The organism is Pseudonocardia xishanensis (assembly GCF_039541715.1).
Taxonomy (GTDB): Bacteria; Actinomycetota; Actinomycetes; order Mycobacteriales; family Pseudonocardiaceae; genus Pseudonocardia; species Pseudonocardia xishanensis.
Window position 1 is genome coordinate 309,229 of the sequence record NZ_BAABGT010000075.1, and the last position, 10,619, is coordinate 319,847.

A 10,619-nucleotide genomic window follows, 5' to 3' on the forward strand; every position below is an offset into this window, starting at 1 on the left:
CCGCCGTCGAGGAGAACCGCTAGTCCAGGTAGTCCCGCAGGACCTGCGACCGGGACGGGTGGCGCAGCTTCGACATCGTCTTCGACTCGATCTGCCGGATCCGCTCCCGGGTGACCCCGTAGACCTGGCCGATCTCGTCCAGCGTGCGGGGCTGGCCGTCCGTGAGGCCGAACCGCAGCCGCACGACGCCCGCCTCGCGCTCGCTGAGCGTGGCCAGCACCGACTGGAGCTGGTCCTGCAGCAGCGTGAAGGACACCGCGTCGACCGCGACGACCGCCTCGGAGTCCTCGATGAAGTCACCGAGCTGGCTGTCGCCCTCGTCGCCGATGGTCTGGTCCAGCGAGATGGGCTCCCGGGCGTACTGCTGGATCTCCAGCACCTTCTCCGGGGTGATGTCCATCTCCTTGGCGAGCTCCTCCGGGGTGGGCTCGCGGCCCAGGTCCTGGAGCAGCTCGCGCTGGATGCGACCGAGCTTGTTGATGACCTCGACCATGTGCACCGGGATGCGGATGGTGCGGGCCTGGTCGGCCATCGCGCGGGTGATGGCCTGCCGGATCCACCATGTGGCGTACGTCGAGAACTTGTAGCCCTTGGTGTAGTCGAACTTCTCGACCGCACGGATCAGGCCGAGGTTGCCCTCCTGGATCAGGTCCAGGAACGCCATGCCGCGGCCGGTGTAGCGCTTGGCCAGCGAGACCACGAGCCGGAGGTTCGCCTCGAGCAGGTGGTTCTTGGCGCGCTCCCCGTCCCGGACGATCCAGCGCAGGTCCCGGCGCAGCTGCGGCGAGAGCTTCTCGTTCGCCTCGACGGAGCGGCGGATGCGCTCGGCGGCGTAGAGGCCGGCCTCGATGCGCTTGGCGAGCTCGACCTCCTCCTCCGCGTTGAGCAGCGCGACCTTGCCGATCTGCTTGAGGTACGCGCGGACCGAGTCGGCGGAGGCGGTGAGCTCGGCGTCCTTGCGCGCCTGGCGCAGTGCCTCCGACTCCTCCTCGTCCCACACGAACTCGGTCGACTTCTGCTGCGACGAGCGCGTGGTCGGGGCCCGCCGGTTGGCACCGGTGTTGGTGGGCTCCTCGTCCTCATCGTCGTCGTCATCGGAGTCGTCCGAGTCGTCGGAGTCGGTCGCGGCGTCGTCCGCCGTGTCCTCCTCGATGTCCTCGATCTCGACTTCCTCGAGCTCGACCTCGCCGTCGTCGAGGTCGACGGCCTCGTCGTCGCCCTCGGCGGAGGTCGACTTCTTCTTGGGGGACGCCTTCGTCTTCGCCGCGGGCTTGTCTGCCCCGGGCTTCGCGCGACGGGCAGGCCTCGACTTCGTGGCGATGCCCGCGGCGCGCCCACTCGCGGCTGCGGGATCGTCCACGGTCGAGTCGGTTCGGGTTGCGGAGTCTGCGGCTGCCACCTAGGCCCTCTCGCTGCGTGCGCTTGCGGTCCGCCGAACCCGAGTGCGGCGCTGATGCGCAGATGTCGGTCCGGCCGGCTTCAGATGGTCCCTCGCCTCGCCGGTCGCCGTCGTTTCTCGTGGGGTCGGCGCGCGTCCCGGGGGTGGGGTTCCCTGGACATTGTAACGACGTGCGCGGGCGATGCTCGCCGGCCGATCGCACTTCTGCCCGGCCGCATCGGTTCAGTTCGCCCCCTGGCCGCCGCCCGGAGCCCATTACCGCATGTCGGGTGACCGGCGAAACCCCCATCCGACCAGGGGACTGTGGTCGGATGGGGGACATGAGCCCCCGCCCGACCGGCGTCCCCGGAACGAGCCCGACACTCCTGCCCACGGCGGCCGAGATCGCCGAGCTCCGGCGTGTCGCCGAGCGCGTGGCGAACGAGGCCGCCGCACACCTCCGTACTCTGCCGGCTCCGCGCGAGTCCGGCGCGGTGACGACGAAGAGCACCCCCACGGACGTCGTCACGGCGTCGGACCGGGAGATCGAGGACCTCCTCCGGACGCGGCTCGCCGAGCTCCGCCCGGGGGAGCCGGTGTTCGGCGAGGAGGCCGCGGGGGACGCCGCCGCGGCGCGCTGGGTCGTCGACCCGATCGACGGCACGGTCAACTACCTCTACGGGCTGCCGTGGTTCGCCGTGTCGGTCGCGGCCGTCGTCGACGGGGTGTCCGTCGCGGGCGCGGTCGTGGAGCCCGCCTCGGGGCGCGTCTGGAGCGCCGCCGCCGGACAGGGCGCGACCTGCGACGGCGAGCCGCTGCGGGTCACCGACGAGACGGACCTGTCGCTGGCCCTCCTCGGCTGCGGGTTCGCCTACGACGCCACCCGGCGCGGGCGCCAGGCGGCGATGATCGGGCGGCTCCTGCCGCAGGTCCGCGACCTGCGGCGCAACGGGTCGGCCGCGCTCGAGCTGTGCGGCGTCGCCGCCGGGCGGGCGGACGCCTTCGTCGAGCACGGGCTCGGCTGGTGGGACTGGGCCGCGGCCGCCCTGATCGCCGCCGAGGCGGGCGCGCGCGTGGTCGCGGTGTCCGGGAGGGCGGGGGAGCACGCGGGGGAGCTGGGCGGGGAGATCACCGTCGTGGCGACGCCGGGTGTCGCGGACGCGCTGGTCGAGGCGCTGAGCGAAGCGGGCGCGGCCGAGGTCTGAGGAGCGGGGTCCTCAGCAGCGTGCGGTCTCCCGGGCGTTCGCGAGGACCTGCGCGTCGAGCTGCGGGGCGGCCACCCGGGCGCCCTCGCCGTCCTCACCGGAACCGGGGGCGCCGAGCTGCTCGAGCGCGTCTCGGACGTCCCGACCGGGGTTGACGTCGGTGAACGCCGTCCCGACGGCGACGTCCACGGTGTCGTCCCCGCGCTCGTCTCGCACCAGCTCCATGCAGGGCAGCACGAGCTGCAGGGTCACCGCCGCGGACTCGCCGCCCCGGCCGAACCGCAGCTGGCCGGAGCACTCGAGGTCGCCGTTCGGGTAGACGGTGTCGTTGGCCGGGCTCGCCGCCTGGGCGAACCCGAGGTCGCCCAGCTGGGCCGCGACCAGGTTGGCCTGGCCGCGCTGGCCGCCCGCGTTGAGCACGGTGGTCCGGACCCCGCCCGGTGGGGCCGGGGAGACGGCGTCGAGCGAGCCCGCCTCCAGGACCGTGCCCACCGAGCCGGTCGCGGGCGGGTTGCAGGCCGCGACGCCGGAGTCGGCGCCGGACCGGACGAAGACCGTGACCCACGTGGCCGCCGCGATGACGGCGAGCACCGACACCGTGACCACCACCGGCCGCAGCCGCCGTCGCCGGTAGGGCCGCAGACCCGCCATCACACCGCCCCCTGTCCCGACACGGGGACGACCCTAACCGCCCGCCGCGCGCGGCACGCGGACGACACGGGAGCGGGCCCGCCGGACCACAGGGGAGGGCCGAGCGGCGGCCCGTGGAAGCCTCAGCTACCCTCTGCGCGCCGACGGGGGCGACGGCGGGGCGGACGCTGCGCGAACCGGGTGAGACCGGCGTCACTCCGGGACCGGGCACATCCCCGGCGGCCTGGACGTTGTGCAGCGGCACGACCGCTCAGACGAGATGTAGTGAACGAGGGTGGGAACAATGGCGACGGACTACGACGCTCCGCGGCGCAACGAGGCCGACGACCTGGCCGAGGACTCGCTCGACGAGCTCAAGGCCCGTCGGAACGAGGCACAGTCGTCCGCGGTCGACGTGGACGAGACGGACACGGCGGAGAGCTTCGAGCTCCCGGGGGCGGACCTCTCGGGCGAGGAGCTCACGGTCAAGGTGCTGCCCAAGCAGGCGGACGAGTTCACCTGTGGCAGCTGCTTCCTGGTGCATCACCGCAGCAGGCTGGCGGAGACCAAGGGCAACCTGTTCATCTGCCGGGACTGCGCGGCCTGATCCGACGCGGCGGCACCGAACGACGTGAAAGGGCGCCCTTCGGGGCGCCCTTCGTCGTGCCCGCAGCGCGACGGGCGCCCGTCGCGTGGTCTAGCGCCCCAGCGCCGCCACCAGCTCCTCCGGCCGGCGGCTGGACACGACCCAGTAGGGCACCGGGCTCGCCGGGTCGGTGGTCTCGATGCGCACCACCGGCCCGATCCAGCTGCGGTGCAGGACGAAGGCGATCGGGTCCAGCTCGGGTCCCATCGCGTCCTGCTTGCGCTTCTTCGGCACGATCTGGGTGCGCCCGACGTGCTCCAGGGAGATCCGCTCGTCCCCGGCCACCAGCTCGCCGTCCGCGACCCGCACCCGCACGCTGCCCAGCCGCCACACGGCCAGCAGCGCGAGCGGGATCAGCACGGCGTAGCCGATCCACGACCGGACGCCCGGGTATCCCATGTGGATCTCCGCGCCGAGGAGGGCCGCGACGCCCGCGGCGAAGAGGAACCACCAGAAGGGCGTCCGCAACCGCTCGTCGAACCCAGGACGGCCGGACGTCGCAGGACCGGTGGTCGTCGGATGCTCGCTCACGGGACCGACTGTAACGTCGCCCGTTGTGCCCGGCCCGATCGATGCTCCCCCGCACGAGCCGATGGTCACGCCGCCCGTCACCGTGCAGCTGACCCGTCTCGATCCCGACGTCCCGCTGCCCAGCTACGCCCACCCGGGCGACGCGGGAGCGGACCTCGTCACGTCCACCGACGTCACGCTCGCCCCCGGTGAGCGCGCGCTCGTCGGCACCGGCGTGGCGATCGCGCTGCCGTACGGCTACGTCGGGCTCGTCCACCCACGGTCGGGCCTGGCCCACCGGGCGGGGCTGTCGATCGTCAACGCCCCCGGGACGGTCGACGCGGGCTACCGCGGCGAGATCAAGGTCAGCTTGATCAACCATGACCCGCGTGAGCAGCTGATACTCCGTAAGGGTGACCGAATAGCCCAGTTGGTCGTTCAACAGGTGGAGCAGGCTCGATTCGTCGAGGTGGCCGAGCTCCCTGCGTCCGAACGGGGTAGTGGGGGGCACGGCTCGACGGGCGGGCACGACCGGCTGGGAGGTGACGGGCTGTGAGTGTGCGGTACGGCGAGGAACTCGAGGATCTCGAGTACGAGGGCGACCACGTCGAGGACTACGACGACGAGAACTACGACGACGAGAACGACGACGACGAGGAGTACGACGCCGAGTACGACGGGCCGGACCACGGCCCGTTCGACGTCGCGATGCTCGACCCCGAGATGACCGACGCGCTGGCCCGGATGGACTTCGGCGCCGTGCAGGTACCGATCCCGCCCACCGGCACCGTCGCCGTGGAGCCGACGTCGGGCGGCCGCCTGCAGGCCGTGCACGTCACCATGCCGGGTGGCAGGCTGTCGCTGTCCGCGCTGGCCGCGCCGCGCACCACCGGGCTCTGGGCGGACCTCTGCGCCGAGATCGAGCAGTCGCTGGCGGACGCCGGGGCCCAGGTGAGGTCGCTCACCGGCGTCTGGGGGCGCGAGCTGTTCGCCACGACCGACAAGGCCACCTCGGTGTTCGTCGGGATCGACGGCGAGCGGTGGATGGTCTACGGCGTCGCCTCCGGGCCGTCGGCCGAGCAGCCGCGGCTGGACGCCGAGCTGCGTCGGATGCTGCGCGGCACGATCGTCGTGCGCGGGAAGTCGCCGTACCCGCCGCGGACCGTGTTGCCGCTGACCCTGCCCTCCGCCCTGGTGGATCCCTCGGACGCCGCGGCGGCCGAGCAGGCCGGGCCGCCGAAGGCCACGCTGACCCTGCGCACGCGGGTCGCGGCCGAGCCCGCCGACACCTCCGCCGACACCACCGCCGACACCACCGCCGCCGGAGCCCCGGCCGCGCCCGCCGCGGAGGAGACCCGTTCCGTCGCCGCGCAGACGCCTGCGGCCGCGGCGCAGGCCCCCGACCGGACCCGCGTGGTCCCCGCGGGTCCCGCCGGTGCGCCCGTCGGGCCCACCACGGGATCGCGGCCCCTCCCGGCCCAGGTCAGGCCCTCCGCCGGTCCCGGGACGCCCGCCGGCGGCGCGCCGACGTACCCCGCACCGGGTGCGGTGCCGCCCCGCGGTCCCGCCGCGCGCCCGGTGCCGTCCGCCGATCCGGCGCCGACGCAGGCCATGCCCGCGCTCCCCGCCACGCACGCTCCGCTCGCCGCCGATGCGGGGGAGACCCGGGCGATGCCCGTGGCCGCTCGCGGCCGCGCCGCGCAGCCCGCCCCCCGCCCGGCTCCGGACCCCGCCGAGACCACGGCGATGCCGCAGGTCGGCGGCCCGCGCACGGGATGGTCGACCGCGGGCTCCGGGGCCCAGCCACCCGCCGGTGACCGCAACGGCCCCGTCTCCGGCGGCCACCCCGTCCCCGGTGGGGCAGTCTCCGCCGGCCACCCGGCCCCCGGCGCTGCGGTCTCCGGTGGGTACCCGGTCCCCGGTCGGACCGCGCAGGGTGGCCCCGAGGCGCCTCGGCCCCCGTTCCCGGCCGGCAGGCCGGGCCCGGGCGTCGGCACGGGTCGACCCGCGCCGAACAGCGGGCTCTCGGGCGGCCACCCCGTGCCGGCGAACGCCACGGGCCCGCACGACACCACGCCCCCGAACGGCTTGGCCGCGCCGAACGGTTCCGCCGCGCCGAACGGCTCCGCCGCGCCGACCGAGTCCGCTGAGAGCGGCTCCGCTCAGAACGGCTCCGCCGGGTCGAACGGTCACGCCGTCGAGGGTGCGCCGAACGGTCACGCCGGCAGGAACGGCTTCTCCGCGTCGGACAGCCATGCGGCTGCCCGGAACGGGTTCGTCGGCCACAACGGGTTCGCGGGCTGGAATGGCCACACCGACCAGCACGGCAGGCTCGCCCCGAACGGCCAGGGCGTCCCGAGCGGCCAGGGCGCCCCGAACGGGTTCGCCGCACAGAACGGCCACGCCGCACAGAACGGCCACGCCGCCCAGGACGGTGTCGTCGCACCGGACCGCCCCGCGCAGAACGGGTTCGCTACGCAGAGCGGGTTCGCAGCGCAGAGCGGGTTCGCGGAGCAGAACAGCCATGCCGCTCAGGACGGCCCGGCAGCACAGGGCGGGGTCGCGGGGCAGGACGGGGGCGCCGCACGGAACGGCGCCCCGGCGCCCGCCGACACCGGGGACTCCTGGTCCGGCACCGCCGAGGCCGCGACGAACGGGCGGTCCTGGACCTACGACCCCGCGACCGGCTGGACGCCCGTCGCCGGGCCCGCGCCCGCGGACCCGTGGGCGGGGGCGGACCCCTGGGTCTCCGGGCTGCCGCAGGACGGGTACGAGGCCGTCGACCGAAAGGCGCCCGCCCGGCCCGAGCAGGGCTACTCCGCCTACGCCGCGTACACCGGCGAGCCGTGGGCGGGCGCGGCCCAGCCCGCGCCGGGCGCCCTGGCCGAGAGCCCCGCCCCGCAGCCGGCGCAACCCAGCCGGTTCGACGAGCTCTTCGCCGCCAGCGAGGAGCGCGCCCGTCGACAGGCCGAGCAGGAGGCACGGGAGTGGGCCGTGCGCCGCGCCGCCGAGCTCGCCGAGATCGAGGCCCGGGAGCGCTGGGCCGCCGAGTTCGGCGAGCCGGGCGGAGGCGTGGACCGCGACCCGAGGCCGCGCCGGGAGCGCCGGGCGGACCCCGTCGGGCCGCCGAGCGCGAGCCGCGGCAGGCACCGCGACCCCGCTGTCGCGGACACCGCCGAGCAGGCCGCGGTGGAGCCGGTCACCGAGCAGGGCGAGCAGGGCGATCCCTCGTCCCGGCACGCCGTCGGCCCGGGCACCCAGCCCGCGCTCGCGTTCCTCGGCGCCGACCCGATGACCCTGTTCGCCCCGGCCCGCCAGGGCAGGCACCGCAGGCCCGGCGAGTAGCCGCGCAGGTGCGAGCAGCGTCACGCCGCCACTCGGCGCGTCGCCGAGCGGTACCACCGTGTGAACAGGGCGGATCCGGGCCGCGACCGGCTCGTCAGCCCTTCGGCCCAGTGTCCGTCACCGCTGCCGGGGGGCCGCTCACCGAAGGGAGCGACGGACGTCACTCGTTCGAGGTCACGGCACTCGGTGAGGGGCACACATCCGGTTTCCCGAGCGTTACCCTTGTACGGGCGGCGGCCGGATCAACGGAGACGGCCCGCGCCCGAGCAGCCGAGGAGAGAGATGGGCAGCACGGACAGTGGGGCGTTCCGCCGCATGCTTCGCAAGCTCACCAGCGACGTGGACGTGTTGGACGCGGACGACCTCTCGGAGACCTCCGAGAAGTCCGGGGCGCAGCGCGCGAGCGACTGCGCGTGCGGGCAGGAGGTGACCATGCAGGGTCGCCTCCGGAGCGTGGAGTTCTGCCCCGAGGACGACAGCGCCGCGCAGCTCCAGGCGGAGCTGTACGACGGCACCGAGGGAGTGACGCTGGTCTGGATGGGTCGACGCCGGATCCCGGGTATCGAGCCGGGTCGGACGATGCGGGTCCGCGGCCGGATCTCGGTCAAGGACGGGCAGAAGGTGCTGTACAACCCGTACTACGAGATCTGTCAGGCCCAGTGACCTCAGGCCCCGGCGCGGACCCGGAGTCGACGCCGACCACCCACATCCCGCGGGTGGCCGGCGCGCCGGCGGACCACGACTCGCCGACCGGACCGATCCCCGTCGTGCCCGCCGCAGGCCCCGTGCCGACCGGGCCGACCCAGCGGATCGAGCCCGCCACGGACGAGCCGGACGAGCCCGCCGAGGGCACGGAGCGGTCGATGCCCACGCTCATGGAGCAGATGGGCGGCGTCTCCGGCATCGTGGCGTCCACGGTGCCGATCGCGGTGTTCATCGTCGCCAACGTCCTGTTCGACCTGCAGCCCGCGCTGATCGCCGCCCTGGTGGCTGGCGTCGGCGTGGCGATCTTCCGGGTCGTCCGGAAGCAGCCGCTGCAGCCGGCGATCTCGGGGCTCGTCGGCGTCGGCGTGTGCGCGTTCATCGCCTACCGCACCGGCCAGGCTCGCGGGTTCTACCTGCCCGGCCTGCTCTACAGCGCCGCACTCGGGCTCGCGTTCCTGGTGTCGATCGCGGTGCGGTGGCCGCTCGCCGGCGTGATCTGGCACGGCATCAACGGCCACGGCCAGGGCTGGCGCCGGAATCCCCGCATGCTGAGGGCGTACTCGTGGGCCAGCGCGCTGTGGGCCCTCGTGTTCGCCGCGCGGCTCGTCGTCCAGGGTTGGTTGTACAACGCGGACGAGGAGACCTGGCTGGGCATCGCCCGGCTGGCGATGGGCTACCCGCTGATCGGCGTCGCGATCCTGGGCACGGTCCTCGCCGTCCGCCGCGCCGAGCGACCCGCGCAGACCGCGTCCTGACCTGCTCCCTCGCCTGCACGAACGGCACTCTTGTGCGGACCTACCGCACAAGAGTGCCGTTCGTGCAGGCGCAGGAAGCAGTACGGGCCGCTCAGCCGCCCACCACCGCCGAGCGGATGTCCTCCTCCACGGCCACGGTGGCCACGAAGAGCAGCTCGTCCCCGGGCTCCAGCGAGTCGTCCGGCTGCGGGACGATCACCCGCCCGCCGCGCAGGATCGTGACCAGCGCGGAGTCCGCGGGCAGCTTCAGGTCCCGCACCGGGCGCCCGGCCAGGGGAGTGTCCGCGGGCAGCGTGACCTCGACCAGGTTGGCCTGACCCTGGCGCAGCGTCATCAGCCGGACCAGGTCGCCGACGGCCACCGCCTCCTCGACGAGCGCCGCGAGCAGCCGCGGGGTGGACACCGAGACGTCCACGCCCCAGTTCTCGCCGAAGAGCCACTCGTTGCGCGGGTCGTTCACCCGGGCGACGACCCGGCGCACCCCGAACTCGGTCTTGGCCAGCAGTGAGACCACCAGGTTGACCTTGTCGTCCCCGGTGGCGGCGATGACGACGTCGCAGCTCTCGACGCCTGCGTCCTCCAGCGACTGGAGCTCGCAGGCGTCCGCGTGCACCCACTCCGCCTCCTCCACCGAGGTGGGGTCGATGTGGGAGAGGTCCCGCTCGATCAGCATGACCTGGTGCCGGTTCTCCACCAGCTCGCGGGCGATGGACCGGCCGACGGCCCCGGCCCCGGCGATCGCGACTCTCATCTCATGCCTCCGAAGGGGGAGCGGCCGCCGCGGCGGTGACGTCGGAGACGGTCCCGGAGACCGCCGCGACGTAGACGGTGTCCTCGGCCTGCACGGCCGTGTCGCGGGTGGGGAGCACCCCGGTGCCGAACCGCACGATGAACGCGACGCGGCACGACGCCGCCTCCTCGAGCTCCTTGATCGGGTGTCCGACCCAGTCCTCGTGCAGCGGCAGGGGGAGGATCGCGACGGTGCCCGCCGGCTCGCGCCAGGCCGTGGCGACGCCGTCCGGCAGGACCATCCGCATGAACCGGTCCGTGGTCCAGGGCACCGTGGCGACGGTCGGGATGCCCAGCCGCTCGTAGACGGCGGCGCGCTTGGCGTCGTAGATCCGTGCGACCACCCGCTCCACGCCGAAGGTCTCGCGGGCCACCCGGGCGGAGAGGATGTTGGAGTTGTCGCCGGAGGAGACGGCGGCGAACGCGTCCGCCTTCTCGATGCCCGCCTCGATCAGCACCTCGCGGTGGAAGCCGAAGCCGACGACCTGCCTGCCGCGGAAGTCCGTGCCCAGCCTGCGGAAGGCCTGGACGTCCTGGTCGATCACGGCCACCTCGTGCCCGAGGCGTTCCAGCCCGGCCGAGAGGGATGCGCCGACCCGGCCGCATCCCATGATCACCACGTACATCGGGTGGGCCCTCCGGGGTCCGTCTCGGGG

11 protein-coding genes are annotated in these 10,619 nt (G+C 74.2%); 6 read left to right on the forward strand and 5 right to left on the reverse strand.

The genetic code is table 11. The features are described from left to right. Positions 1-19 precede the first annotated feature (19 nt). Entirely contained in the window at positions 20-1,399 is a 1,380-nt protein-coding gene (locus ABD993_RS25015) for an RNA polymerase sigma factor (protein WP_425569132.1), read from the reverse strand. A 320-nt stretch (positions 1,400-1,719) separates the two neighbouring features. On the opposite strand from ABD993_RS25015, the gene ABD993_RS25020 reads away from it, so the two are divergent. Then, positions 1,720-2,583: an inositol monophosphatase family protein gene (locus ABD993_RS25020; RefSeq protein ID WP_345423249.1), complete on the forward strand. Its 864-nt coding sequence runs from the start codon at positions 1,720-1,722 to the stop codon at positions 2,581-2,583. 12 nt (positions 2,584-2,595) lie between these two features. Here ABD993_RS25020 and cei read toward each other — a convergent pair whose 3' ends face one another. Beyond that, a complete protein-coding gene (cei, locus tag ABD993_RS25025) occupies positions 2,596-3,234 on the reverse strand; it encodes an envelope integrity protein Cei (protein ID WP_345423252.1) in 639 nt (212 codons plus the stop codon). A gap of 283 nt (positions 3,235-3,517) precedes the next feature. Between cei and ABD993_RS25030 the strand changes: the two genes are divergently transcribed. Continuing rightward, positions 3,518-3,820 carry a DUF4193 domain-containing protein gene (locus ABD993_RS25030; protein WP_345423254.1) on the forward strand — a complete coding sequence of 101 codons (303 nt, stop codon included), beginning with the start codon at positions 3,518-3,520 and terminating at the stop codon, positions 3,818-3,820. Between the two features lie 90 nt (positions 3,821-3,910). Here ABD993_RS25030 and ABD993_RS25035 read toward each other — a convergent pair whose 3' ends face one another. Then, positions 3,911-4,390 carry a DUF3093 domain-containing protein gene (locus ABD993_RS25035; protein ID WP_345423257.1) on the reverse strand — a complete coding sequence of 160 codons (480 nt, stop codon included), beginning with the start codon at positions 4,388-4,390 and terminating at the stop codon, positions 3,911-3,913. Positions 4,391-4,451: 61 nt separating this feature from the next. Here ABD993_RS25035 and dut point away from each other — a divergent pair, with 61 nt between their 5' ends. The 4 genes from dut to ABD993_RS25055 all read left to right on the forward strand — a co-directional run bounded on the left by dut (position 4,452) and on the right by ABD993_RS25055 (position 9,174). After that, positions 4,452-4,925: a dUTP diphosphatase gene (gene dut, locus ABD993_RS25040; protein WP_345423338.1), complete on the forward strand. Its 474-nt coding sequence runs from the start codon at positions 4,452-4,454 to the stop codon at positions 4,923-4,925. Next, complete coding sequence (locus ABD993_RS25045; protein WP_345423260.1) at positions 4,922-7,714, forward strand: DUF3710 domain-containing protein; 2,793 nt, start codon at positions 4,922-4,924, stop codon at positions 7,712-7,714. Before dut ends, ABD993_RS25045 begins: the two co-directional genes overlap by 4 nt. 282 nt (positions 7,715-7,996) lie before the next feature. Next, positions 7,997-8,377 carry an OB-fold nucleic acid binding domain-containing protein gene (locus tag ABD993_RS25050; RefSeq protein WP_345423263.1) on the forward strand — a complete coding sequence of 127 codons (381 nt, stop codon included), beginning with the start codon at positions 7,997-7,999 and terminating at the stop codon, positions 8,375-8,377. After that, positions 8,374-9,174 (forward strand): DUF3159 domain-containing protein, encoded by an 801-nt coding sequence (locus tag ABD993_RS25055; protein WP_345423266.1) that lies wholly within the window; start codon positions 8,374-8,376, stop codon positions 9,172-9,174. The genes ABD993_RS25050 and ABD993_RS25055 overlap by 4 nt, the downstream gene beginning before the upstream one ends. A 91-nt stretch (positions 9,175-9,265) precedes the next feature. On the opposite strand, the gene ABD993_RS25060 is transcribed toward ABD993_RS25055, so the two are convergent. Further along, positions 9,266-9,925, reverse strand: a complete 660-nt coding sequence (locus ABD993_RS25060) for a potassium channel family protein (RefSeq protein WP_345423269.1) — start codon at positions 9,923-9,925, stop codon at positions 9,266-9,268. 1 nt (position 9,926) lies between these two features. After that, entirely contained in the window at positions 9,927-10,589 is a 663-nt protein-coding gene (locus tag ABD993_RS25065) for a potassium channel family protein (RefSeq protein WP_345423272.1), read from the reverse strand. Positions 10,590-10,619: the final 30 nt, after the last annotated feature.

Bases quoted from the DNA above. Each gene is read 5' to 3' on its own strand.
- ABD993_RS25050 (WP_345423263.1), top strand. From the start codon at position 7,997: ATGGGCAGCACGGACAGTGGGGCGTTCCGCCGCATGCTTCGCAAGCTC.
- ABD993_RS25020 (WP_345423249.1), top strand. From the start codon at position 1,720: ATGAGCCCCCGCCCGACCGGCGTCCCCGGAACGAGCCCGACACTCCTG.
- cei (WP_345423252.1), bottom strand. From the start codon at position 3,234: ATGGCGGGTCTGCGGCCCTACCGGCGACGGCGGCTGCGGCCGGTGGTG.
- dut (WP_345423338.1), top strand. From the start codon at position 4,452: ATGGTCACGCCGCCCGTCACCGTGCAGCTGACCCGTCTCGATCCCGAC.
- ABD993_RS25060 (WP_345423269.1), bottom strand. From the start codon at position 9,925: ATGAGAGTCGCGATCGCCGGGGCCGGGGCCGTCGGCCGGTCCATCGCC.
- ABD993_RS25065 (WP_345423272.1), bottom strand. From the start codon at position 10,589: ATGTACGTGGTGATCATGGGATGCGGCCGGGTCGGCGCATCCCTCTCG.
- ABD993_RS25030 (WP_345423254.1), top strand. From the start codon at position 3,518: ATGGCGACGGACTACGACGCTCCGCGGCGCAACGAGGCCGACGACCTG.